The 25,252-nt window shown below is 32.2% G+C and carries 20 protein-coding genes; 10 read left to right on the forward strand and 10 right to left on the reverse strand.

Translation table 11 applies throughout. From position 1 onward, the window contains the following. Nucleotides 1–167: 167 nt before the first annotated feature. Nucleotides 168–905 carry a DUF4294 domain-containing protein gene (locus ACKTTV_RS01695; protein WP_408029073.1) on the reverse strand — a complete coding sequence of 246 codons (738 nt, stop codon included), beginning with the start codon at nt 903–905 and terminating at the stop codon, nt 168–170. A 104-nt stretch (nt 906–1,009) separates the two neighbouring features. Here ACKTTV_RS01695 and fdhD point away from each other — a divergent pair, with 104 nt between their 5' ends. The 4 genes from fdhD to ACKTTV_RS01715 are packed head-to-tail and all read left to right on the forward strand — an operon-like array spanning nt 1,010 to nt 6,327. Then, the gene (fdhD, locus tag ACKTTV_RS01700; RefSeq protein ID WP_408029074.1) at nt 1,010–1,804 is read left to right on the forward strand and encodes a formate dehydrogenase accessory sulfurtransferase FdhD; all 795 of its coding nucleotides are present in this window, start codon (nt 1,010–1,012) and stop codon (nt 1,802–1,804) included. Beyond that, entirely contained in the window at nt 1,805–4,099 is a 2,295-nt protein-coding gene (locus ACKTTV_RS01705; RefSeq protein WP_408029075.1) for an FdhF/YdeP family oxidoreductase, read from the forward strand. Between the two features lie 51 nt (nt 4,100–4,150). Next, a complete protein-coding gene (locus tag ACKTTV_RS01710; protein WP_408029076.1) occupies nt 4,151–4,792 on the forward strand; it encodes an SPOR domain-containing protein in 642 nt (213 codons plus the stop codon). 47 nt (nt 4,793–4,839) lie between these two features. Next, nucleotides 4,840–6,327: a hypothetical protein gene (locus ACKTTV_RS01715; RefSeq protein WP_408029077.1), complete on the forward strand. Its 1,488-nt coding sequence runs from the start codon at nt 4,840–4,842 to the stop codon at nt 6,325–6,327. Nucleotides 6,328–6,376: 49 nt separating this feature from the next. Here the strand turns inward: ACKTTV_RS01715 and ACKTTV_RS01720 are convergent, their stop codons facing one another. Next, entirely contained in the window at nt 6,377–6,673 is a 297-nt protein-coding gene (locus tag ACKTTV_RS01720) for a hypothetical protein (RefSeq protein WP_408029078.1), read from the reverse strand. Nucleotides 6,674–6,749: 76 nt separating this feature from the next. Between ACKTTV_RS01720 and ACKTTV_RS01725 the strand changes: the two genes are divergently transcribed. From ACKTTV_RS01725 to ACKTTV_RS01740, 4 genes are all read left to right on the forward strand, one after another. Continuing rightward, a complete protein-coding gene (locus ACKTTV_RS01725) occupies nt 6,750–7,403 on the forward strand; it encodes an NUDIX hydrolase (RefSeq protein WP_408029079.1) in 654 nt (217 codons plus the stop codon). Between the two features lie 55 nt (nt 7,404–7,458). After that, a complete protein-coding gene (locus ACKTTV_RS01730; protein ID WP_408029080.1) occupies nt 7,459–8,262 on the forward strand; it encodes a lysophospholipid acyltransferase family protein in 804 nt (267 codons plus the stop codon). A gap of 40 nt (nt 8,263–8,302) precedes the next feature. After that, nucleotides 8,303–9,391, forward strand: a complete 1,089-nt coding sequence (locus ACKTTV_RS01735; protein ID WP_408029081.1) for a M42 family metallopeptidase — start codon at nt 8,303–8,305, stop codon at nt 9,389–9,391. Between the two features lie 112 nt (nt 9,392–9,503). Next, on the forward strand, nt 9,504–10,082 hold the full coding sequence (locus ACKTTV_RS01740) for an NUDIX hydrolase (RefSeq protein WP_408029082.1): 579 nt from the start codon (nt 9,504–9,506) through the stop codon (nt 10,080–10,082). Between the two features lie 39 nt (nt 10,083–10,121). On the opposite strand, the gene ACKTTV_RS01745 is transcribed toward ACKTTV_RS01740, so the two are convergent. The 3 genes from ACKTTV_RS01745 to ACKTTV_RS01755 form a co-directional block, all read right to left on the reverse strand. After that, nucleotides 10,122–11,828 (reverse strand): tetratricopeptide repeat-containing sensor histidine kinase, encoded by a 1,707-nt coding sequence (locus tag ACKTTV_RS01745; RefSeq protein WP_408029083.1) that lies wholly within the window; start codon nt 11,826–11,828, stop codon nt 10,122–10,124. Between the two features lie 10 nt (nt 11,829–11,838). Beyond that, on the reverse strand, nt 11,839–12,366 hold the full coding sequence (locus ACKTTV_RS01750) for a hypothetical protein (RefSeq protein ID WP_408029084.1): 528 nt from the start codon (nt 12,364–12,366) through the stop codon (nt 11,839–11,841). A gap of 127 nt (nt 12,367–12,493) precedes the next feature. Continuing rightward, on the reverse strand, nt 12,494–13,105 hold the full coding sequence (locus tag ACKTTV_RS01755; RefSeq protein WP_408029085.1) for an alpha-ketoglutarate-dependent dioxygenase AlkB family protein: 612 nt from the start codon (nt 13,103–13,105) through the stop codon (nt 12,494–12,496). 149 nt (nt 13,106–13,254) lie between these two features. On the opposite strand from ACKTTV_RS01755, the gene ACKTTV_RS01760 reads away from it, so the two are divergent. Then, entirely contained in the window at nt 13,255–14,976 is a 1,722-nt protein-coding gene (locus tag ACKTTV_RS01760; RefSeq protein ID WP_408029086.1) for a DNA polymerase III subunit gamma/tau, read from the forward strand. 169 nt (nt 14,977–15,145) lie between these two features. On the opposite strand, the gene ACKTTV_RS01765 is transcribed toward ACKTTV_RS01760, so the two are convergent. Then, nucleotides 15,146–16,966: a cation:proton antiporter gene (locus ACKTTV_RS01765; protein ID WP_408029087.1), complete on the reverse strand. Its 1,821-nt coding sequence runs from the start codon at nt 16,964–16,966 to the stop codon at nt 15,146–15,148. A gap of 57 nt (nt 16,967–17,023) precedes the next feature. Next, entirely contained in the window at nt 17,024–19,360 is a 2,337-nt protein-coding gene (gene pbpC / locus ACKTTV_RS01770) for a penicillin-binding protein 1C (RefSeq protein ID WP_408029122.1), read from the reverse strand. A gap of 156 nt (nt 19,361–19,516) precedes the next feature. On the opposite strand from pbpC, the gene ACKTTV_RS01775 reads away from it, so the two are divergent. Further along, on the forward strand, nt 19,517–20,926 hold the full coding sequence (locus ACKTTV_RS01775) for a cytochrome P450 (RefSeq protein ID WP_408029088.1): 1,410 nt from the start codon (nt 19,517–19,519) through the stop codon (nt 20,924–20,926). Here ACKTTV_RS01775 and ACKTTV_RS01780 read toward each other — a convergent pair. The 3 genes from ACKTTV_RS01780 to ACKTTV_RS01790 form a co-directional block, all read right to left on the reverse strand. Continuing rightward, the gene (locus ACKTTV_RS01780; protein WP_408029089.1) at nt 20,923–22,239 is read right to left on the reverse strand and encodes a DEAD/DEAH box helicase; all 1,317 of its coding nucleotides are present in this window, start codon (nt 22,237–22,239) and stop codon (nt 20,923–20,925) included. The genes ACKTTV_RS01775 and ACKTTV_RS01780 overlap by 4 nt on opposite strands. A 163-nt stretch (nt 22,240–22,402) precedes the next feature. Then, on the reverse strand, nt 22,403–23,944 hold the full coding sequence (locus tag ACKTTV_RS01785; protein ID WP_408029090.1) for a basic secretory protein-like protein: 1,542 nt from the start codon (nt 23,942–23,944) through the stop codon (nt 22,403–22,405). 87 nt (nt 23,945–24,031) lie between these two features. Continuing rightward, on the reverse strand, nt 24,032–25,159 hold the full coding sequence (locus tag ACKTTV_RS01790) for a metallophosphoesterase family protein (RefSeq protein WP_408029091.1): 1,128 nt from the start codon (nt 25,157–25,159) through the stop codon (nt 24,032–24,034). Nucleotides 25,160–25,252: the final 93 nt, after the last annotated feature.

A 25,252-nucleotide genomic window follows, 5' to 3' on the forward strand; every position in this document is an offset into this window, starting at 1 on the left:
CCTAACCTCAATGAACTTGCTAACGCTGTGTCTGTGTTTCCGTGTTAGCGGCTGCAAACATACAACCATTTTTTATTCCAACAACACTTTTTTTAAACTATTTTTAAAACTCATTTAACCCAACCTAAAAACAAGCTAATTTTCAATGGGTTATAATATCAACTTTTTTAAGACTTTTTTAATTTTTGAGGCTTCTTCTTCTTTTTCTTTCTTTTTGCAAACATTTCTTTATATACTTCAACATCTATTGCCCCTTTTTTATCAGACACAATCTGCCTATAGTCCTTTTCTAATTTAGGTTCTTGATATACCAATACCTCATTTATATAAGCACGTTGTATAACATCCTCTATTAAATAATCCTCATTCTCCGTCTCTGGTTTATATTCTGACTTCAAGGAAAGTTTAAACAAGTTTGCTGTTGTATTATACCAAAAAGCTTTCCAACCACTTCTCAACTCCTTTATATTATTAAAAGCAGTTTTCCCTGTTTGTCTATGAATTAACTTTAACAAAATCCTCCCCTCTGTTCTTGTCAACTTTTTTAATCTATTAGTTAACTCTTTCTCCAAATATGATTGAACAGTCTTAACGTATTTCTTTTTCTTGCTTTTAGATTTAATTTTACCCAATCTTGAATTTAAACTATCTAATCTCTTTGATGCCAAGACCGCATAAGGGTAGGCTTTATATACTTTACGTTTAAACCATAAATAATACCTTACATCAATTCTAGAATTAAATTTGTGTTTCGGTAGTATTGCTACCTCATTTAAATGTATCATCACGGAGTCTGCTTCAGTTAAAGAATAATACTTGTCACTAAAATTAGGAACTTGATCTTTCTTCTGAGCATGTGCCACGAAACCTAGAATAAGTATATATATGACTACAATTTTTTTCATTCCAATAAACTCAACTATATTGTTTTTAAACAAGCGTTAAAGGTAATTATTTTAAATTTTACACTATTTCAATTTTAACTTTTTTATTATTTATATTTGTTTTTATGGAACAAGTTAGAGTATATGATGCTATTAAAGCTTCTCAGGAAAACTCGTTAAAACTAGAAGACAAATTAGTTATAGAAGCTCCTCTTCAGATAAACATTAATAATCAACCATATACTGTTGTTATGCGTACACCTGGAGACGACAAGTATCTTATTAGAGGTTTACTATTTGCAGAAGACATATATAAGAAGTACGATAATTTCAATGCAGAAAGAATTGATGAAGATGAATATTTTAATAATGTAATTGATATTACCATTGCTAAAAGTGACTTAGGAAAAGGGTATTTAAACAAAAGAACGTTACTATCCGTTTCTTCTTGTGGTATATGTGGAAAAAAAGAGATTGAAGATATAAAAGTTGAAGGAAGCGTTCTTCATAATCGATTAAAACTGTCTTTTGTTGATATTCAAAATATGTTTGATATTATGACAAGACAACAGAATGCTTTTAAATTAACTGGCGGAAGTCACGCTTGCGCTATATTTGATAATAATAAAAGTATTATTACATCCAAAGAAGACATTGGAAGACATAATGCAGTTGATAAATGCATTGGACATTTATTAGAGTTAAATAAATTAACTCAAGCATCAATTATGTTGGTAAGTGGACGAGTTTCTTATGAAATTGTCAGCAAGGCTTTTTTTGCAAAAATTCCAATAATTATTGCAGTGTCCGCTTGCTCCTCTTTGGCTGTAGATTTTGCTAAGGAGTTTGGTATTTGCCTTATTGGTTTTACTAGACAAAATAAAATGACAATATACTCAAACCCTCAATATATAATATAAATGAGTACAAAAAAAACAAATGCACAACCACCTGAAAAGTTTACAGGTATTAAGTTAACAGAAATCCCACAAAAAGCAGTTGGTACAACAGCTATAAAATCTGCTTTAAAGCATGTTATTTCTGAAACTGGGATTGGAAAAACAATAGGGCTATTAAAAAACATCAATCAAACCGATGGATTCGATTGTCCAGGTTGTGCATGGCCTGATCCGGATGAAAAAAGAGCTTTTTTGGCCGAGTACTGCGAAAATGGAGCCAAAGCAATAGCGGAAGAAGCCACAAAAAATAAAGTCAGCCCTATGTTTTTTGCTACTCATTCAGTTCAAGAATTATCGGAATGGTCTGATTACGAAATTGGGAAAAGTGGTAGAATAACTGCTCCTATGTTTTTAAAAGAAAATGCAACTCATTACGAAGAAATCTCATGGGATAATGCATTCTCATTAATAGGCAAAGAATTAAATAAGTTAAATTCCCCTGACGAAGCTATCTTTTATACTTCTGGTAGAACCAGCAATGAAGCTGCTTACCTTTATCAATTGTTTGTGCGACAATTTGGGACAAACAATCTTCCTGACTGTTCGAACATGTGTCATGAAAGTAGTGGTAGTGGTTTATCACAAACATTAGGTATTGGGAAAGGCTCTGTTACACTTGACGACTTCAATCACGCGGATTTAGTAATTGTTATCGGTCAGAACCCAGGAACTAATCACCCAAGAATGTTAACAGCCTTAGGAGAAACCAAAAAGAATGGTGGTAAAATAATGACTATAAATCCTCTACCTGAAGTTGGGCTCATGAATTATGTTGACCCTCAAAACCCTATTAAATGGTTTGGAAGCGGTCAAAAATTAACTGATCAGTTTCTTCAAGTTAAAATAAATGGGGATGTTGCCTTATTAAAGATTATCATGAAATTAATGAAGCAAAAGGAAGAGGAACAACCTGGTACAGTCTTTAATCATGAATTTATAAAAAACCAGACTCATGGATTTGATGAATTAATGAACGATCTTGATTCCTATTCTATTGATGAGTTATTACCACAAACTGGTTTAACTCTTCCTGAAATAAAAAAAGCTTCAGAACTTATAATCAATAACGATAACATTATTATTTGTTGGGCCATGGGGCTTACTCAACACAAAAACGGAGTTGATAATATTAGAGAAGTCGTTAATTTACTCCTTTTAAAAGGTAGTATTGGAAAAAAAGGTGCTGGAACTTGTCCTGTTAGAGGTCATTCCAATGTTCAAGGAGATCGTACAATGGGAATATGGGAAAAACCTAAATTACCATTTTTAAATGCACTTGAAAAGGAGTTCAATTTTAATGCACCAAAAAAACATGGATATGATGTTGTAGAAGCCATTGAAGCTATGCATAAGGGTAAAGCAAAAGTATTTCTTGGAATGGGAGGTAATTTTATTTCGGCTACTCCTGACACAGAGTTCACTGCCGATGCTCTGCGAAATTGCGATTTAACTGTACATGTTTCAACAAAACTTAATCGAAGTCATTTAATTCACGGTAAAAAAGCGTTAATCCTACCCTGCCTAGGTAGATCTGAGAAAGATCTTCAAGACAATATAGAACAATTTGTTTCTGTTGAAAACTCAATGGGAGTGGTTCATCAATCCAAAGGTCACTTAAAACCATGTTCTTCTTTATTGCTCAGCGAACCTAAAATTGTTGCTGGTATTGCTGAACACACCCTTAAAAACTCCGAAATTAAATGGAGTGAATTAACTTCAAACTACGACTTGATCAGAGATAAAATTGAAGCCACCATAAAGGGATTTGATAATTACAACGAAAGAGTTCGCAAAAAAGGAGGGTTCTATCTTCCTAATAATGCTAGAAAAGCGGACTTCTCTCCTACTTCAACAGGAAAAGCAAACTTTACATTAAACCAAGCTTCAGATATTGAGTTAAGAGAAAATCAGTTTATTTTAATGACTATAAGAACTCATGATCAATATAATACTACAATTTATGGATTGCATGACAGGTATAGAGGAATTATGAATGAAAGAAGAGTTGTTTTAATGAACCCTGAAGATATGAAAACTCACAATCTAAAGAAAATGGATAAAGTAGATTTGATAAGTCACTATAAAGGTGAAGAAAGAATTGCAAGACAGTTCTTGGTAATACCTTATAGTATCCCTAGAAATTGTACTGCTACTTATTTTCCAGAGGCTAATGTATTAGTTCCTATTAAAAGTAAAGCTCGAATTAGCAATACTCCTGCCTCTAAAGGTGTTATCATTAGCATCAAAAAAGTGTAATTAAAAAAGATTTGTATTTTAGTACCCGAAACCAACTTTAAATATTAAAGCATGCCATTTATTGAAGAAGCTAAGTATCAGTTAATGCAGGAAGATATTGATGCTACGAAGCTTAAACTTGAAGAAAGGGAAAAAGAATTTACGGAATTACAAGAAAATGTTCAACATCAAAAGCAAAAATCGAGAACGATTGCTATTGTTTTAGGTTTGCTTTTAGGGCTTTCTTTAGGAATCATATTTGTTATGGTAAAAAATGGGAGTTTTTCCACAAGTAGTCTTACAACAAGTAATACAGAAAAGATTGATATTGATCAAATAAAAGCAGAAGAAGCACAGCGTGTTATTGATAGTATTACGAACGTCTCAAATAATGGTTCCGATCTCTCAAATGATTTGGATCAAGAAGATGTCAATTTAGATGACGAGATGGCTACTATAGAAGAAAATAACAATGGGCAAACGGTCTATTCAGTTCAAATAGGGGTTTTCTCTAAAAATAAATACCCTTTATTATCCGAAAATTCATTGGCTGGAATCGCCTCTAAAAACAGTGATTATTTTAAATATTCTTTAGGTATATTTGCATCTCTTTCTGAAGCCAAAAAGTTAAAATCTGAATTAGTAAAAATAGGCTTTAAAGATGCTTTTGTAGCATCTTATATAAATGGAGAGCGACAACAAATTCATCACTAAACAACTAAAAGAAATTCATGTTTAAAAACATATTAAAAAAGGCACTCATGTTTAATATAGCGTTGAGTGCTTGTTTTTTTTACGGACAAGAACAACCAAAAAATCCTCAAACTCAAAACGCCTTTGCACAATTAGATTTTTTATCTATTAAAATGCCTAAGAATGAAGTTAACATGGATTTTTCAGGAATTCACTATAATCTGAAAATTAATGACTGGAGTTATGCAGGTGTTGGAATATATGGTTCCATTGGAGGAATACGTGGAGGTTTTTTTACCTTAGGTGTTAATGCAGGAATTCAAAAGAATTTAACCGATAAACTGTTTATCGATACGGGTATTCATTTCGGTGGCGGTGGTGGTGCATCCGCTCCAGATGGAGGTGGCGCATTTATTCTTCCCCATTTTAATTTGGGATATGACTTTAAACATTTTTCTACAACTGCCGGATATAGTTATATTAATTTCTTTGATAAAGGACTCATTAAAAGCAGTCAATTTAATATTGCTGTGCAAATTCCATTATCATTCAAACGTTCCAATTTTGACGACATAGAAAGTAAATACTCTACAGGTGAATTATCATCCACTGAATGGAATAGTAAAAGCAATAGAAACTCTTTATTTGTTCATTTGAATAATATGAATGTCACTAAAGGTAATTATGAAGGCAGAACGATTCGTTTAGCTGGTTTTGAATATAATTCGTACATCAATGATGATTTCTTTTATTTTGTAAAAGCAGATGGAGCTTATCAAGGTATTAAAGCTGGTTATATGGACGTATTTGTTGGAGCTGGGTATCACTTTGGAATGAATAAAAACCGAACCAACATTTTGGCTAAATTCGGAATTGGAGCTGGCGGTGGCGGAGGTGTAGACACTAAGGGTGGTTTTTTAATTTATCCAGATATATCACTAGAACAGAAATTATTTGAAAATGTATACGTTTCAATAGATAAAGGGTACATATTAAGTCCTGATAGTCATTTTGCATCATCATCGTTTGGTTTTGGGGTAAAATACTATGTTGACAAAGATGGAATAAACTCAAAGAACAATTCATTTTCTTTTGGTAAGCTGAAAGGACTGGAAACAATTGTAAAACATGATGTCTACTCAAATGCACAAAGAGATACAAGAATTAAACAAGATATGCATCAAATATCATTACAAATCAACTTTTTCCTAAATAAGCACATATATGCCGCGGGTCAAACAGCTTTTGCTAATTTCGGTGATGCGGGAGCATATGCGGAAGGAATTGTTGGATTGGGTGTAAAAACGAATCGCTTCTTTAATAATTCCACCTATATATTTACACAAATGCTTGGAGGAGCTGCAGGTGGTGGTGGTATAAGTACTGGGCAAGGACTAATTGTAAAACCAAGTGTAGGTTTAGATTTTAAACTGAACCAAAACTTAAGTATTCGAGGTGCTGCCGGATATGTAAAAGCTAAAGGAGGAAGTCTAAGTACTACGTTCTTCAACTTAGGATTTAATTATAGTTTTTCATTTTTAAGTATGAAAAACTAACCATTATAAAAGAATAACAGTGACCTTTTAGTCACTGTTATTCTTTATTCTATACTTCGATTGTTTTTTTATTTTCCTTTGACGATTTAAAAACATATGTAAACAACCACATTAATGTAAATGTTGGTATTACATCTAAACCAGGCATAGCCTCTTCAATGAAGGTAACTGCCGCTGCTATTTTCCCTTTATTACCCTTGTACATTTTAGCCATTAAAAAAGCTGCTACTGGAGCCCAGACAACATCGGTTATCTCTCCTAACCCAGGAAATAAATAGGATAAGTATCCAATTCCATCAAATAACAAGCTTAAAACCAGTTTTAAATATTTATTCTCTTTATTCATATTTATTGTTAGATATTACATGTATTGTTGAGCAAAATTCAAGCCAAAAAATTGGTTTAACCTCTTTAAAAATAATATGTTTGTCAGAAATTATGAAAGTTATATGTTTTTTTCTGATTTTAAAAACCAAATAGATCATTTTCAACAGCGTTCTCTGGGAGGTCTTAATTCTCATTTCAAATTAGCTCCTGAAGTTCGAAAAAAATACTCAGAAGAAATGATTTTGAGTAAAAATCCAAGAAGAGCTGCTGTTTTGGCATTATTTTATCCAGATGAAAAAAATGATACCAAATTTCTGCTAACACAGCGTGCTAGTTATAAAGGAACGCATTCAGCTCAAATTAGTTTTCCTGGAGGTAAATCTGATTTAAACGATTTTGACTTAAAAGAAACGGCTCTACGTGAAACTGATGAAGAAGTTGGGATTTCAAATAAAAATGTTAAAGTTATCCGACAGCTTTCAGATACTTACATACCTCCAAGTAATTTTTTAGTTGCTCCTTTTATGGGGTATGTCGATTTTAAACCAACATTTACTCCAAATTACGAAGTAGCTAAAATCATCGAAGTTTCTTTGAGAGATTTGTTAGATGAAAGTAATATTGTTTACACACCAATGCGCACATCTTATATGGATAATATCGAGGTACCTAGCTTTAAACTTAACGATTATACTGTTTGGGGGGCAACTGCAATGATGCTATCTGAAATTAAAGATTTAATAAAATAATAACATTCTTCTTTTTCTTTTGTAATTTAGCGATCTACTAATAAAAACCACTTATATGCCCCTGTTTAAAAGGAATCCGTTTGGACACATTTTATGGATAAAAAAATGGCTAATTCGTATTTTAGGTGTTATATCTCACGGTAGATACCGTAGATTTAACGAGTTACAAATAGAAGGCTCTGAGATTATCCGTCAACTTCCTGAACAAAACGTTCTTTTTATCTCGAACCACCAAACATATTTTGCCGATGTAGCAGCGATGTTCCATGTGTTTAATGCAGCTCTTAAAGGTAGGGTTGACAACATCAAAAACATCGGTTATATATGGCATCCTAAATTAAATGTATATTATGTTGCCGCTGGAGAAACAATGCGAGCGGGAATTTTACCGAAAATATTTGCATATACTGGTTCCGTATCTATAGATAGAACTTGGCGAAGTGCTGGAAAAAATGTTAATCGTCAGGTAAAACTGTCTGATATTTCTAACATAGGTAAGGCATTGGATGATGGTTGGGTTGTTACGTTTCCTCAAGGAACGACTACTGCATTTAAGCCTATTAGAAGAGGTACAGCTCATATTATTAAAACTTTCAAACCTATAGTTGTTCCTATTGTTATAGATGGTTTCAGAAGATCTTTCGATAAAAAAGGCTTACAAATTAAAAAACGTAATGTCCTTCAATCAATGATTATCAAGGAGCCTTTAGAAATTGACTATGAAAATGAAAGTATTGATAGTATCGTTGAAAAAATTCAATATGCGATAGAACAACATCCATCCTTTTTAAAAGTACTTACTCCTGCACAAATTAAAGAACAAGAAGAACTTAACGAAAAACGTAAGTTTTGGAGCTAATTTAGCCTCATTTCTTACTCAATAAATCAAAATATTTATTATGGCTTCAACATCAATTTTAAATAAAAAATCAATTGACTTTTTAGAAAAATATCTAAATAATGCCGCTCCTACAGGTTATGAATGGGAAGGTCAAAAAATTTGGATGGATTATCTTAAACCTTATGTTGATGAATTTATAACTGACACTTATGGTTCTGCTGTTGGTGTTATTAATCCTGATGCCAAATACAAAGTAGTAATTGAAGGTCATGCTGACGAAATTTCTTGGTACGTAAATTATATTTCTGATAATGGTTTAATTTATGTGATTAGAAATGGAGGAAGTGACCACCAAATCGCGCCTAGTAAAGTGGTGAACATTCACACTAAAAATGGCATTGTTAAAGGTGTTTTCGGATGGCCAGCCATTCATACGAGAAATAGGGCTAAAGAAGAAGCTCCTAAACCTGATAACATTTTTATCGATTGTGGATGTGCAACCAAGGAAGAGGTTGAAGCTTTAGGAGTTCACGTTGGATGTGTTATCACCTACCCTGATGAGTTCCATATTTTAAACGAAAATAAATTCGTTTGTCGAGCTTTAGATAATAGAATGGGTGGATTTATGATTGCAGAGGTGGCTCGATTACTTCATGAAAATGGTAAAAAACTTCCTTTTGGTTTGTATGTTACCAATTCTGTGCAAGAAGAAATTGGATTAAGAGGTGCACAAATGATTACTGACACCATTAAACCTAATGTAGCCATTGTTACTGATGTAACTCATGATACTACAACTCCAATGATTGACAAAAAGAAAGAAGGTCATTTAGAAATTGGTAAAGGACCTGTTGTAGCTTATGCACCTGCGGTTCAACAAAAATTAAGAGATTTGATTATTGATGCTGCTGAAGCTAATGAAATTCCTTTCCAACGTTCAGCTTTATCAAGAGCTACTGGAACTGATACAGATGCTTTTGCATATAGCAATGGAGGTGTAGCATCAGCATTAATATCATTACCACTGAGGTATATGCACACTACTGTTGAAATGGTTCATAGAGAAGATGTAGAAAACGTTATTAAAATAATTTATGAAAGTCTTCTAAAAATTGAAGACGGAGAAGATTTCTCTTATTTTAAATAAAAATATGAACGCCATTGAAATTTCAATGGCGTTTTTTACTTTATTTAATGAAGACTATTAAAGAATTATTTTGAAACTTAACTATTCTCATTTATAATCCTAATATTCAAAATTGAATAAAACTTTAGATTTACTACTTTATATGGACGAACTTATTGATATTGTTGATGAAAATGGAAACTATACTGGAAAAACTTGTTTGAAATCGGAGGCCCATAAACATGGATACTTCCACCCTACTATACATGTATGGTTGTATACTTCGGATAAAAAAATATTATTACAGAAAAGAGCTTTAACAAAAAAAGTATTCCCGGGATTATGGGATATATCCGTTGCTGGGCACATTGCTGCCGGAGAAAAAATAAAAATTGCGGCATTACGTGAAGTAAAAGAAGAAATAGATTTTACAATTCTTCCTGGAGATTTACACAAAATTGGGACTCGAAAACATCAAGTTAACCATCCTAATGGAATTATTGATAATGAATTCCATCACATATATATTGGTGAATTAACTGTTGAAATAGAAGATTTAAAACTTCAAGAAACAGAAGTAGATGAGATCAAACTTTTTGATTTAGACATTATAAAAAACACGAAAGATCACGAAAATATATTATTGCCACAGCACCATGATTATTACTGCTACGTTTATGATGAAATTATAAAACGAATGCTACGTTCATAAAAACAAAAGCTCAGTAAATAATTACTGAGCTTTTTTATTTTATTCTATTACCTTAGGTAGTACAATTGTTATTCTAGTTCCCTTACCTTCCTCGCTCTCAAAGCTTATACTTCCTTTATTCTTTTTTACCAATGTTTGGCATAACAAAAGTCCGAGACCGACTCCTTTGGATCTATCAATCTTATCAATTGTTAAATCTTTTAAAGCATTAATCTTTTTAAGTTTTTCGGCAGAAATACCTTGACCTGTGTCTTCCACAGTTATAAAAGCCTCATTATCGTTAAAATTACCTGTTTTAATAGTAATACGTCCTTTGTTCCCCATATATTTTAAGGCATTGTCCAAGAGGTTTCGTAACACTATTTTAATAGATTCCTTATCTATATTAACCAATATATTTTCAAGCTCAGTTTCAATAGTAATTCCTCGAGCATCCACTAAATGTGTATAATCATGTAAAACATGTTGTACTAAAGGTCTTAGTGCGTATTCTTTGGTATTAAAAACTAACTGATTGCTTTGCTCTAAAGACCAATGTAAAACGTTATTTAACAAATGACTTGTACTTTCCGTTACAAGTATAGCGGCATTATTTGCTTTTTTAATCCCTTCAAGATTATTGGCTTCAATGTGATTCTTTAAATCTATATGTTGACTTTTAATCGTATTCATTGGAGATCTTAAATCATGTGAAACCACTGAGAAAAGATAGTTTTTAGTTTTGTTAGCCACATTTAAATCTTCCTTTTGTTGTGTTATTAGTTCATTTTGTATTTTAAGTTTTCGATAAAGAAATCCTAAAAAACCAATAAAAACAACCAGCCCTGAAGCGCCTGCTAACAAACCATTCTGAACCAACTTTTGTCGTTTAAGTTCCTCTTCATGTAAAGTAATTTCTTGTTGCTTTTGCGCAACTGCGATTTGTTTGTCTTTTTCAACAAGCCCAACAATATTGTCCCTATTCCAAATAGAGTCTTTCCATTTTATATATTCTTCATAATATTTTACGCTTTCTTTATAGTTCTTTCGGTTTCGCTCAACTACTGCCATGTTTTGAGTCGTTAACTTCTTCCACTCCAAATTTGAATACAACTTAGCTAAATCGAAAGCTTCTTTAAAAAGTGGAATAGCTTCATTATCGACATATTGATTATAATATACATTCGCTAAATCCATTTTAGTTTTTATAATTGATAATGTATCCTTAGAATTTAACAAGTCTATTTCCATATCAAAATATTTTTTAGCCTTAGTGTATTCTTTGAGATGAAGATAAGAAATACCCAAATCATGATACATTAGCTTTTGTATCCTTGGTACCTTATTTGTATCATCTTTAATCCATTTTTCAATATAAATTATGGCCTTTCTAAAATCTTTCAAATTTAGATATATGCTTCCAAGTAAATACAAACTACTCTGCTTATAATCTTCGTTCTTTATCAACTCCAGCATATTAACGAGTGATTTCTTATACAAACGCTTTTTATAAGCACTATAACCCTGTATATAAATCAGATAACACTTCGCATCATGTTTTTGCTCAGAAAGTAATGCTTTACTACTGTACGTATAACACGAATCATAAACCTTTTTTTGGTAAAATTCATGAGCCTTACAAAGTGTAATATCAGAATCTAATGAGCATAGCTTTTTACCTTGCTCCTCCAAGAAGTTATCTCTTTGAGCATATGCCAAATTAACATTAAGTAAAATAGTGATTATGATAAAAAAGAACCTAGCCAACTTATTTAATTTATAAAGTTGTTGGTGGAGGTAAATCTGAAGGTCCTGTTACCGTTCCTCTATCAGTTTCTGGGTCTTCATTTTCATCTCTAACCCAGATAACATCAGCATACTGATTATCATTAATGGTATATGAAAATTGAAGATAACATAAAAAATACTCTTTTATTTTATCTTTCTCTACTTCACAGTTATAATCAAAACGAAATTCTCTACCTTGCAAAGTAGTATATTTTCCATCTTTCCCCATAAATTGCACTGGGTTAATACCTACATAATTCAAATAAACGAACTCTTTATCGAGTTCCAATCCTTCATTATTTTCAACTTTTGATAATACAGCATCTGGCAAATAGGTTAAAACTGTAACCTTATAAGAATTTTTATTTTCAATATTCTCTGGTTGTGAAATATTCACAGAAGGACCATCAGCCACTTTGCTAGCCTTAATTTTTTCATTTAATTTAGAGTATGTATTCAATTTCATTGTAATACTCTTTGACTCAACAGTCTCCCCTTTTATTGTAGTATTGTCCATAGTAAATTAGTTTTCTTTATTTGATAATGACTCAAATTTACAATAAAAATTGAATTATAATAAAAAATTAGGTTTTGTTTACGCTTCAGGAAAAAATGATAATGTTTATTCATCTTATAAAAAGAAGTTAACTTTCTTCAATCGTTCGAAAAGTTAAATTAATTCTTGGTCTATGTACTTTTTTCGTTGGAGGTAAACGATGCAACCAATGCGTTTGAGTTGTGTCCTTCATAACCAATAAGGAACCATGTTGTAGAATCAGCGAAACTACTTCTTTACTTTCTTTGTGTTTAAAAGCGAACTTACGTTCTGCTCCAAATGTAACAGAAGCGATAGCTCCATTTTTCTTTAAATCCTTTTCTCCATCAGAGTGCCATGCCATTCCTTCTGATCCATCATGGTATAAATTCAGTAAACAAGAATTGTAAGTTTCTTGTGTCTCTTTTTCTATCAACTTCTTTAATTCTAACAGTTCCTCGGTAAATGGCAGTGCCGTTTTTGTTGTATTAGAATATGAATATTCAAAAGGTTTTTCGGCATACCAAGCTACCTTTCTCTTCGTTATCATTCGTTTTCCAAAAATTATTGCTTCATCGTTTCTCCATTCTATAGTATTCAATAATGCATCATAATACTCATCTGATTCATTTTTCCCAATAACTAGTCCATAATACAAAACAGTACCATCTTTAGGTAACAAGTTTTTAGGAGTATCATTGAATTGAGAAAATAAATCCATTGTCTTACTAATTTTGAGTGTTGAGTTATCAAATTTACGATTTTCAATGCATTACTAATCGAGATTTTTATTGTTGACAACTGGAAAACATTTTGCTTGTTTGTTGAACTTCGGTTTTCTATTTTTGTTGAGAAAATAATTCGGCTTTAATGGAACATTTTATAGTATCAGCTCGTAAGTATCGTCCTCAAACCTTTGCAGATGTAGTAGGTCAACAAGCGATTACAAATACTCTTGAAAATGCTATAAAAAACAACCATTTAGCTCAGGCTTTATTATTTACTGGACCAAGAGGAGTTGGAAAGACGTCTTGTGCAAGAATACTTGCTAAGAGAATAAATCAAGAAGCTTCAGAAAATGCGAGTGAAGACGAAGATTTTGCATTTAACATCTTTGAATTAGATGCAGCTTCAAATAACTCTGTTGACGATATAAGAAACCTTACAGATCAGGTTCGTATTCCTCCTCAAACTGGAAAATATAAAGTATATATCATTGACGAGGTTCATATGTTGTCTCAGGCAGCCTTTAATGCTTTCTTAAAGACTTTAGAGGAACCTCCTGCCCATGCCATTTTTATACTAGCAACAACTGAAAAACATAAGATAATTCCAACGATATTATCTCGTTGTCAAATATTCGACTTTAAAAGAATTGGTGTTCTTGATGCAAAAGAATATCTAAAAACTATTTGCGCCAAAGAGAATATTACCGCTGACGATGATGCACTACATATTATTGCCCAAAAAGCTGATGGTGCTATGCGTGATGCATTGTCTATATTTGATAGGGTTGTTAGTTTTTCTGGAAACAATTTAACCCGTGAAGCGGTAACTCAAAATCTTAATGTATTAGATTATGATGTTTATTTTTCTATGACGGATTTACTTCTTGAAAACAAAATTCCAGAGGCTCTAATGGCCTATAATGGTGTTTTGGCTAAAGGTTTTGAAGGACATCACTTTATTAATGGACTTGCTTCACATTTCAGAGATTTGTTAGTAGCAAAGGATGCATCAACTATTCCTTTACTGGAAGTTGGAGATACTGCAAAAAAGAAGTATTTGGAACAAGCAAAAAAAGCTTCTATGCAGTTTTTAATGCAAGCAATTGATAAGGCAAATGAATGCGATTTAAAGTATAGAGCTAGCAAAAATCAACGCTTACTTGTTGAACTTACTTTAATGCAAATTGCCTCTATCACTTTTGATGGAGCAAAAAAAAAATCTAGGAACTACATAATTCCTGCAACTTTTTTTACTGCTTTAACTCCTAGTAAACCTAAAACTTCTGTATCAACTAAGCAAGCTAGTGATATTATTAAAGAAGCAGCTTCTACAACAAAAGCTATTGAGGTAACTCAAAACGCTGGGAAAGTAGAAAAAAGTACGAAGCCTTTATTAAAGGATATTAAACGTAGAACTTCTGCACTTTCTTTAAAGAGCATTCACACTAGGAAGGAGGCTAAAAGTACTGATGAAGAAGAAAACTATGATAACCATCCTAGAACTCCTTTTAATCATGAGCAGTTAAAAGATGCTTGGAAAAAGTACTATTTTAAACTTCAAGATATCGGTGAGCGAAGTATGGCCGCAATTATTGCTTCTGATGAACCAAAATTATTTGAAAACTTCCAAATAGGAATATCTGTACCTAATGATTTAATGCTGAATCAGTTAAATAAAGGAAAGCCAAAATTATTGCGTTTTTTAAGGGAAAAATTAAACAACTATGGTATTCAGATTATTGTTAATTTAAATGAGACTGTGGAGAAAAAATTCGCGTATACTCCGCACGAAAAATTTGAAAAACTAAAGGAGAAAAACCCTTTAATTGACAAACTAAGATCGACTTTCGGTTTGGATTTATAACAATTTTATTAGGTACTTTAACTCCTATTCTATAAGATTAAGATAAACTCTTCCGACATAAATTAACTCAAACAAAAGCATTAACGCTTTCGTTAGATTTCTTTTTTATTTGTTACCTGTTCTTATATTCATCTTGTAAAAAAGACTTCTAAACTAGATTTGTGTAGTATTAATTAAAATTAATTTCTTTACCTAAGTAAACAATTTTATGGTTGTTTCCTACAGTAGATAATTCGGTTTCTTGAATTGTCTCAATATTGTCGTCATTTTTCACAAATAATGGAACCGATCTCTCTTCATCAAAAAGTCTGTTTAACTTATTCTGATAATCTTCCGCAGAACTTACATTTACTTCGTTCATTACTGGATAATCACGAGCACTTTCAGTAATGTTGATAAAATCATCCTTTGGAGTAAAAATCATATCATCATTATCAACAGAATTCGTTTTTACTTCATTCAAAGTAGCTAAACGATAGGTACCTCTTTCTCCATAAATACCAGAAAACTGGTTAATAGCATACTTATTTACCTCATCGCTACCAGTCATAGCTATTAAGTAACCTACATCGTTCAATTCTGCAGAATCATCCAATGTTTCAGTATATATATCAATGTCAAATGCTTCAATTCCTAAATTTCGAGACTCTTCAACATAACTCTTATTTTGATCTAACAATACAACTCTTCTACCGTTTTCCATTAAGTATTTTGCTATAATTCTTGCCGCATCAGATGCACCAATCATAACAATAGCCTCCGAATTCTTCAAAAACACTCCAACTACTTTTGCAAACATCCTTGCAGTAGTAGCGTTTAGTAATACTGTACCTAATACAATTAAAAAAACTAGTGGTGTAATATATTCTGCTCCTTCAACTCCTTGCTTCATTAACTTCGTTCCAAATAAAGATGCGATACCAGCTGCAACAATTCCTCGAGGTCCTACCCAACTAATGAATAGTTTTTCATTACTTTTTAAATTGGATTTATAAGCACTTAGAAAAACAGCCAAAGGCCTTATTACGAAGACCACTAACGAAAATAAAACGACAGTTTTCCAACTATAAAGTAGTAACAAATCGGACATATTTATATTCGCAGCCAAAAGAATGAATAAAATTGAAATAAGGAGAACACTCAGCGACTCCTTAAAATATAAAAGTTCATTTAAGTTTTTAAGTTTACTATTTCCAATCACCATTCCCATAACAACTACGGCTAATAACCCTGATTCATGAGCAAAAATATCAGATTCTACAAAAACCAATAATACCGTTGACAACGATACCACATTTAATAAATAGTGTGGTACTAATTTTTTATTAATAATATAAATTAAAAAATGAGCAAACGTGAAACCAAACGTGGTTCCGAATAGAACAATTTTACCAAATTCGATCAATGCTGTTTGTGTAAATCCACTTCCTCCTCCTACACTAATAAACTCAAACACTAATACAGCAACTAAAGCTCCAATAGGGTCAATTAAAATTCCCTCCCATTTTAGGACTGCTGACACTTCTTTTTTTAATGGTATATTTCTTAATATGGGAGATATCACAGTAGGTCCTGTAACAATAATTAAAGCAGAAAAAAGAAAAGATATTTCCCAACTTAGTTCAAAAATATAATATGAGGCTAACCCTGCTCCGAAGAAAGTTACGACTGAACCCAAGGTAATAAGCTTCGTAATTACTGGACCAACACTTTTGATTTCGTCTCTTTTTAAAGTTAACCCTCCTTCAAAAAGGATAATACTTATTGCTAAAGACACAAAGTAAAAAAGACCGTCACCTGGAAATAGTCCTTTTTTACCATTCCAAATAGGCTCTATTAACTTACTACCATCAGCTGTGTAAAACTCAGCAGCTATAGGTCCTACCAACAAACCAATAAGTATTAAAGGTAAAATTGCTGGAATTTTAAACTTCCAAGCAAACCATTGTGCCAATATCCCTAGTATTATAATTCCCGCTAACTCTAACATATAGTTTCTTTAAAAGTTCTAAAAATACAGTTTTTAACACAAACCTTTTCAAGTTTCTTAGTTTTTTATTTCTAGGATTCTTTGCTTTTCATTTCCATAATTATCAACTGCTTTAATCACATACGTTCCTGGGTTTGGTTGAATTTCTTGCTCATGATAATCCTCGGTCATCCCAACAAATGTATCATCCAAATACCAATAAACTTTAGCTTCTGAATTCTGATGCGTTATTTTCAAAACTATTGAGTTTAATTTACCTTCTGTATTCTTAGTTAAAGAAACTGTTGATTTATACTTTGTTGGAAAAAGAAATTCCATCGTGTTATTTTCTGACATCAAACAGTCTTTTCTAAAATTAGGTAAAGGTCTATAATCGGCATTTTTCTGTTGATAATAATGTGCCATTAGCGGAGGTAACACAAACCACTCTTTAGTTTTTATATTTGAAATAGACTCACAGTTACTATTCACTCTAAATTTTTCTGAGATATCAACGGATATTTCTTTATGATAAGGACATGAACCTGCTCTTCTACCATTTTTTGAGATCATTCTTTTTTCCGAAGGGCAAATGGGCAAAGCTAAATAACCGCTTTTAGTGCAAACTTCTTCTTCATATAAGTTCTCAAAAGGCTCTAAAAACCAATCCGATTTAGGCAAAACATCAAACACGTTAAACATTAAAGGAGCTGCGCTCCCTACTCCTGTTAAATCGGACCTTCCTTCCCCATCAGAATTCCCCACCCAAACTCCAACTACATATTTTGATGTTGTTCCTATAGCCCAAGCATCTTTATTTCCAAAACTAGTACCTGTTTTCCAAGCTATTTTTTGCGAAGAATCATAATATTTCCAGGCTTGATCTGTTAACGGTCTATTTACTTCTGTAAGTGTATTTAATGTTAAATAGGCCGTTCCTGCATCAATAGTTTCATAGTCTCTATGAATAGCACCAAAATCCACCTTATCATCATACAAAAAACTTGGTTCAATAAACTCATTCTTATAATATTCGTGTCGTAGCTCTTCATAGTGATTCACAATACCAGCATATCCAGCAAATGTTTTACACAAATCCCATAAACTTGCTTCTGCCCCTCCTAAGATTAATGACAAACCATAATAATTTGAGGATTTATTAATGTGTTTTATACGATAAGCTTCAATATCTCCTCTGAATTTTTCTAATCCATACGACTGCAGCATTCTAACGGCAGGAATATTTAAAGATCTTGTTAATGCCTCATTGGCTGGTACCGCTCCATCAAAAGTAAGATCGTAATTTTTTGGAGAATACCCTGCTATTTCTGTTGGCACATCTACTACCAATTGTGTCGGCAACAATGCTCCTTCTTGCAACATTTGAGCATATAAAAAAGGTTTTAACGTACTTCCAGTACTTCTTGGAGAAATAATATTATTCACATCTTTTTGATGTTTAGTATCTGTTGGTGAATTTCCAATATAAGTCAATACTTTTCTTGATTCAACATCAAGTACTAAAACAGCCAAGTTATATACTTCATTCTGCTTCATTTGACCATAATGCTGTTTTGCCAAAACATTTACTTGTTTTTGTAAATGGATGTCAATAGAAGTTTTTACTCTCTGTCCTTTCTTTGTCTTTGCAACTTCCTGGACAAAATGAGATGCAACCGTTGGTAATCGGTAAGGCTTTTGAGGTAATGTCTCTTCGATTGCCAACTCATAAGTTTCTTGGTCGATAATTCCTTCTGTAAAGAGCTTTTTAAGAAGTGTATTTCTCTTAATTCTTAATCGTTCTTGATTTTTTCCTGGATAAATTAAAGAAGGTGCATTGGGTAAAACAGCCAAAGTGGCGCTTTCTGCCCATGATAACTGATAAGGGTGTAAACCAAAATATCTCCAAGCCGCCATTTCTAAACCTACAACGTTTCCTCCATATGGTGCATGAGAAGCGTACAAACGTAATATTTCCTCTTTTGAACTTCTAAATTCTAATCTCGTTGCTAGTACTAATTCTATCAACTTCTCAAAATAAGACCTTTTTTGATTCTTTCTTGAAAGTCGAATTACTTGTTGCGTAATTGTGCTTCCTCCTCTTACTACTTTCTTTGCTTTATAATTTTCCTTTAAAGCTTTTGCTATTGATATAGGATTAAACCCAAAATGTTTGTAAAAATAGGCATCTTCAAACTGTAGAATGCAATGCTTAAATTTGTCTGGAACCGAATCCAGCTCAGGAAATCTCCATTGCCCATCATTAGCTATAACAGCTCCTAGTAGTTCATCATTACTAGAAGTTACAACTGTAGAGGTTGAGTTGATAAACAATTTCTTAGGAAGGCAAAAATAATACCCTATCAATACAACAATGAACAGGATTGTTTTAACCTTATTTCTTTTTACATACATTTTTATTCTTTTCACATCTTTACATTTTTGGTGTTCGCTTCATCACGCTTTATTTCTCTTTTAAACAAATCTATCAAAAAGAATTAATATGATTCTTATAAATAGTAATTGACAATTAAATCTAGTATTTTTGGCTCTGTTCATCCTAACCAAACTATGAAAGAACTAGAAACTATAAATCTAGACAAATTACCAAATCCGAAAGGAACATTTATACTAGGTCATTACCCCAATTTTAAATCGAACGACAAACATGTTTTTCTAGAAAAAAGCGTAGAAGAGTGTGGAGATCTCTACTCTATTAACCTTGTAGGACAAAAGTTTGTGGTTTCAGCTATTCCAGAATTGAACAACGAAATTTTAAAGTCTCGTCCAAAGTTATTTAAAAGACTTCCAAAAATTAATGCTGTTTTACAAGAAATGGGAATCTCGGGTGTATTTAATGCTGAAGGTGACTTATGGAAAAAACACAGAAAGTTAACGGCTGAATCTCTTAGTTTAAAAAAAGTAAAAGGATATTTTCCTATTGTGCTCGAAAAGTCAAAATCGCTGCTGCATAAATTCGAACAATTTTCTAAATCTCAAAAGTCTATTGATATTCAACGAGAATTTATGCTATTTACCATTGATGTTACGACCGCTATTGCTTTTGGTTATGAATTAGATGCTATTCATGGGAAAGATGCTGTTTTTCAAAAACACTTGGAACGAATTTTTATGATGTTGAATGAGCGTAACTTCTCTCCCATTCCTATTTGGAAAATTTATAAACGAACTAAAGATAAAGAATTAGAATCTTCGCTAAAACATATTGAATCTACTATTTATAAGTTTATAACTCAAGCAAAAGAGAATTTAAAAAATGATCCAAAACTAAAGGAGCAACCAACAAACTTCTTAGAGGCTTTACTTATAGAAAATAATGATGGTGCTTTTAGCGATAAAGAAGTTTACGGAAATATCTTTACCATGCTTTTGGGAGGTGAAGATTCTACTTCAAGTTCGTTATCATGGATTTTATACTATTTGGCACAGCATCCTGAAATGATAAAAAAAGTAAGAGAAGAAGCACATTCAATATATTGTGATCATCTTACTCCTAAATCTTTTGAAGAATATCAGCAATTAGAATACACCAATGCTGTGGTTCAAGAAACCTTGCGTATTCATCCTACCACAACACAACAGATTGTACAAGCTAATGAGGACTGTGAAATACAAGGTTTAAAAATTAAGAAAAACAAGAAACTTATTTTATTGAATCGTTTTGCTCAAAGACTGGATGAACATTTTACAGATGCTATGACTTTTAAACCAGAGAGATGGTTAAAAAGTAAATGCCCCATGCATCAAAATCATGATGTGTCTACTATCAAAGCTTTTGGTGGAGGACCCCGCCTATGCCCTGGAATGAATCTTGCACTTTCAGAAATGGTTACTTTGACCTCTATGATCTGTAAACAATTCGACATTGAATTAGCCGTTAAGAAAGAAGAGGTTTCAGAAAAACACTCTTTTATTGTTTATCCTGAGAATTTATATATCAAATTGAGTAAGATCAATTAAACAATATAAATACGAACCTTTCTATTCTTTAATCTAGTATTATTCAAATTTGAAACGAGCTTTTTTGCCTCTTTAACGGGCACTGCTACAAAAGCACAATCTTGTTTCAACTCAATAACGCCAACCTCATCTCTTTTTAAGTTTCCTTTCTTAAAAAGTAAACCTGCAATATCTCCTTTAGATATTTTATCCTTTCTTCCTCCTGATATAAAAATAGTTTCCCAATATCTCTTAATCTTTGGTTTTTTATCAGAAATATCAGCTATTGGAATATTCTCTATAAACTCCGGTAGTTCTTGTTGTTTCGATTTTAAAACATAAGCCATTCCTTCTTTATCAACTCTTGCCGTTCTACCATTTCTATGTGTAAATTCTTCTATGCGAAGTGGTAATTCATAATGAATTATATATTTCATTTCAGGAATATCGATACCCCTCGCTGCCAAATCAGTTGCTAATAAAATCTGACTTGTACCGTTCCTAAACTTTATTAACGATCTTTCTCTATCTCTTTGTTCCATTCCACCAGAAAAACAACTATGCGAAATAGAATTCTTTGATAGAAAATGACTTACTTTTTCAACACTATCTCTTAAATTAACGAATATTATTCCTTGGTGTTCATTACCGATATGATTCAATAACTCTAATAATGTTTCATTTTTATTAGACGACCATACTACCTGTTTAAGAGTTAATCTATCGTTTATTTTACCTGTTAAATAATTTAATACCGTCGGATGTTTTAATCCAACAAATTCGGGTATTTCAATTTCTTGTGTCGCGGACGTTAATACTCTTTTTACTACTGAAGGAATCTCATTAATGATACCTTTCATTTCATACTCAAAACCAACTTCCAATGATTTATCAAATTCGTCCAGCACTAATGCTTTTATATAACTCTTATCAAAACGGTCATTTGCAAAGTGATCTGAAACTCTACCAGGAGTACCTATTAAAATGCTCGGAGTATGTTTTAAATCCTCCTTATCTTTCGCCATAGCTCTACCTCCATATACAGCATTTACTTTTGCTCCTGTTCCCATTTCTCTAACTACCTGTTCAATCTGAATGGCCAACTCTCTTGACGGTACTAATACTAATACTTGTACTTCATTTAGACTTACATCAATCATTTTTAAAACGGGCAGTAAAAAGCTAATCGTCTTCCCTGTTCCTGTAGGAGATAATATGATGGTATTATCTGTAGAGTCAATCGTGGTAATAGCTTCTCTTTGCATTTCATTTAATTCATGGATATTTAACTTTGTTAAAATATCTTTTTGAGTTTTCTTTAAGTTTGTTTTCATATCTACGAATTAATTTGATTTTGCAAAGATAGATAGTATTTAAGCCTTTTTAGTCAATTAAACCCTATAATACCATTTACAAATTGAAATTGCTATAAATGGTATAAAAACAAAACCCACAACAATTGTGTGGGCTTCTATTTTTTAATTTACTTAAAGATCTTTATTTCATATTCTTCCAGTCAATTCTTTTCTTCTTTACTACTTTCTTTGTTTTATTATATTCCGTCACATGAGTTTCATACTCCTTCCATAAAGCATCAATATCTTTATTTAATATAACTTGAATTGCTTTTTTATAGCTCCATGGTTCTATTTCTAGTACTGACTTATTGAACTTGTATATAAAATCTTTATCATGATTGTCTACAATCCACTTTAGAAAAAATCCAGTTGTGGTATATCCTGATAAATACTTATAACCTTTGAAACCTAAGTCAGGATGACGGGTTTTATGATATCCTGCATTTATCCTGACCAAATCGGCTTCCCCTTCTAAGAAAGCAAAATAATCATATCCAGGTCTATATTTATCATTTTCTGTTTTTGGTGAGAATTGATATCCATGAGTTAGTTCGTGCCATAGCACTCCATAAATTTCATATTTAACGGCATCATCAGCTTCATCCTTTAATGCATTTTGAATGTATTTTGTACTAAACCATAAATCCATAATAGTATTGTTACCTCCTCTTGCTGCTACTGTATTACTCCAATTAAAGGTAAAATTCACTTTTTCAAAATCTGGAACTTCACTTATATTTCTATACAATTGCTTACAAACACCTAACGTCACTTCATTAATTGCTTTTGTAAAATCAGGTATAATTCGCATGGCTCTTTTATACCCTTTTGATAATGTATCTGTTGAAGTAAATTCTACTTTAGGATAATGAAATCCCTTCCAAGGATGTTCTGGATCATACACCTTAACATATCTCTTTGAAACTACAGAATCAGTTCCGAACTTATTTTTAACGGTTAACTTTACTGTATGATTCCCAGCAATAGGAAAATATACCTTCGGGTCTGGTTCGTTACTAACTTTAGGAATTCCATTCTCAAAATGCCACTCCCAAGATGTAGGCCCATTAAACGATACATCCTTAAATTGAATCGTATCCTTGATTTTTGTTCTGCTTAAATCACTTGAAAACTCTGCTAAAGGAGCTTTGGTTATAGCTTTTAAATCGAATTCAGCAATTTGTAAGAAGTTATCACCGTAAACAGATTTCTTATTTTGTTCAAATTCTATTTTATAAAAAGAATATGCTTTGCTATTAGACTTAAGCTCAAAATCACGAGTTTCTTTTCTGGCTTTAAAGAATTCATTCCCTTTCTTATCTAACACCTCCCATGTTTTACTATCAGTTGAACCACTTAGTATCCAATTTTTAGGATCTCTTCCGGGAGCATCATTAGCAGTAGTAATGGAATATGTCTTAATCACACTACCTTCTTTATTTTCAATGGTTACAACATTTTTCGGTGAAGTGACTAAAAATTTAGTGTTTCCATTTTTATCATACAGATTCGATAAATCTTCCGACTTACTAATACCTTTATGCTCACTTGTAACAACACTATTCTTATTTAAAATACTCTTGTAACCTTTTTTCACTGGTCTCATATTTGTAATCTTCTGATTACAAGACACAACACTCACTCCAATGAACAGAGTGATAAAAAGCTTCTTTAAATTCATTTTTAAATTATATTACATTCCAAATATAAGAATCATTAATACATAAAAAATGAACTAAGAAGCTTCTTAGTATTTAAAAAATCATTTCTAATCGTTCTGGTTTTGATATGGATTCTTATTTGCCTCCCAAGTAAGCGTTGTTGAATCTCTTAATGTAGAAGGATTTTCTGGTACCGCTTTATAATATGGGTTACCTATATTATATCCCATAGATGTAAGCTTTACTTCTCCGTTGTTTAAAATATCAATTTTTGAATACCCAAAGAATTTCGCCTCTCCAGGACTCCCAGCATTACCGGCTATAATTTGATAGGTACCTTTACCTCCTGGTTGCATACGCTGATAATCATGTAAATGAGCAGAAAGCATAGCAACTACATGGTTTTCTTCTAATTTCGGCCATAATATCGGTCCTTCCGGTAATCCCTTGTGTCCTGTCTTTGGCTTTCCACTTACATAATAAGGCTTGTGTCCCAACACAAAAACATGATCTATCGATGGATTATCTTTATACTCTTTTACCTTATTAACAATCCACTGTGTTGGTATTTGCCCTTCTAATCCATAAGGGTTTTCTTTCGTTGGTTCGTTATAGGTATCTGTATTCATTAAAATGAAACCTATATTTTGTCTTACAAAGGAAAATGTCATTTGATTATTGATACTATCATTTCCTGTTACGACCTCTCTATCCTCTGGCATAAACTCCTCCATTTCGTTCATCCAAATTTCAGTAGCTCCTTTTAACGGCCATTCATCATGGTGTGGTACATTATAGTCATGCCAGTAAAGCATTTCGTGATTTCCAGGTACAGCGACCATTTCTATTTTTGAAAGACTTATTGGGCTAAAGTCAACATCGCAATAAAGTTTTTTCCAAGCGACTAGTTGATTTTCTAAATTTGTAGTATCTGTTTCTCCTAAAACCATATCTCCAAGGAAAAAGAATAGATCTGGTTTTCTTTCTAAAGCGGAAATTTCGGTCCAAATTCTCTTCATTGCTGATAAATTCGCTGTTGAAGCATTCGTTGCAGTAGAATCACCTTGTTGATGACGATCCACTCGATTACATCCTAAAAAAACAAAGCTAAATAAAACCGAATCTTTAGATTGTACTTGGAGAGTTGTTGTGCTTGATGAAGTTTTTTTCTGTTTGTTTTGGCAACTATAAATGCATATCGCACCTATTGCAACCAACATAATTAGTTTTTTCATAATTTGGGTAAGTTTAGACACTTCTAAAGATAGTTACTTCTTTTTGAATAACTCGTTTAAAAGTGTCTAAATCCCAAAGGGTCAAAGGATCAT

The sequence above is a fragment of the Tenacibaculum xiamenense genome (assembly GCF_964513065.1).
Lineage (GTDB): Bacteria > Bacteroidota > Bacteroidia > Flavobacteriales > Flavobacteriaceae > Polaribacter > Polaribacter xiamenense.

Excerpts from the sequence above, each read along its gene's own strand:
- ACKTTV_RS01780 (WP_408029089.1), bottom strand. The coding sequence starts at position 22,239 with ATGAAAACAAACTTAAAGAAAACTCAAAAAGATATTTTAACAAAGTTA.
- ACKTTV_RS01790 (WP_408029091.1), bottom strand. The coding sequence starts at position 25,159 with ATGAAAAAACTAATTATGTTGGTTGCAATAGGTGCGATATGCATTTAT.
- ACKTTV_RS01760 (WP_408029086.1), top strand. The coding sequence starts at position 13,255 with ATGGAACATTTTATAGTATCAGCTCGTAAGTATCGTCCTCAAACCTTT.
- ACKTTV_RS01715 (WP_408029077.1), top strand. The coding sequence starts at position 4,840 with ATGTTTAATATAGCGTTGAGTGCTTGTTTTTTTTACGGACAAGAACAA.
- ACKTTV_RS01735 (WP_408029081.1), top strand. The coding sequence starts at position 8,303 with ATGGCTTCAACATCAATTTTAAATAAAAAATCAATTGACTTTTTAGAA.
- ACKTTV_RS01725 (WP_408029079.1), top strand. The coding sequence starts at position 6,750 with ATGTTTGTCAGAAATTATGAAAGTTATATGTTTTTTTCTGATTTTAAA.
- fdhD (WP_408029074.1), top strand. The coding sequence starts at position 1,010 with ATGGAACAAGTTAGAGTATATGATGCTATTAAAGCTTCTCAGGAAAAC.
- ACKTTV_RS01785 (WP_408029090.1), bottom strand. The coding sequence starts at position 23,944 with ATGAATTTAAAGAAGCTTTTTATCACTCTGTTCATTGGAGTGAGTGTT.
- ACKTTV_RS01775 (WP_408029088.1), top strand. The coding sequence starts at position 19,517 with ATGAAAGAACTAGAAACTATAAATCTAGACAAATTACCAAATCCGAAA.
- ACKTTV_RS01695 (WP_408029073.1), bottom strand. The coding sequence starts at position 905 with ATGAAAAAAATTGTAGTCATATATATACTTATTCTAGGTTTCGTGGCA.
- ACKTTV_RS01730 (WP_408029080.1), top strand. The coding sequence starts at position 7,459 with ATGCCCCTGTTTAAAAGGAATCCGTTTGGACACATTTTATGGATAAAA.
- pbpC (WP_408029122.1), bottom strand. The coding sequence starts at position 19,360 with ATGTATGTAAAAAGAAATAAGGTTAAAACAATCCTGTTCATTGTTGTA.
- ACKTTV_RS01765 (WP_408029087.1), bottom strand. The coding sequence starts at position 16,966 with ATGTTAGAGTTAGCGGGAATTATAATACTAGGGATATTGGCACAATGG.
- ACKTTV_RS01750 (WP_408029084.1), bottom strand. The coding sequence starts at position 12,366 with ATGGACAATACTACAATAAAAGGGGAGACTGTTGAGTCAAAGAGTATT.
- ACKTTV_RS01720 (WP_408029078.1), bottom strand. The coding sequence starts at position 6,673 with ATGAATAAAGAGAATAAATATTTAAAACTGGTTTTAAGCTTGTTATTT.
- ACKTTV_RS01755 (WP_408029085.1), bottom strand. The coding sequence starts at position 13,105 with ATGGATTTATTTTCTCAATTCAATGATACTCCTAAAAACTTGTTACCT.
- ACKTTV_RS01710 (WP_408029076.1), top strand. The coding sequence starts at position 4,151 with ATGCCATTTATTGAAGAAGCTAAGTATCAGTTAATGCAGGAAGATATT.
- ACKTTV_RS01705 (WP_408029075.1), top strand. The coding sequence starts at position 1,805 with ATGAGTACAAAAAAAACAAATGCACAACCACCTGAAAAGTTTACAGGT.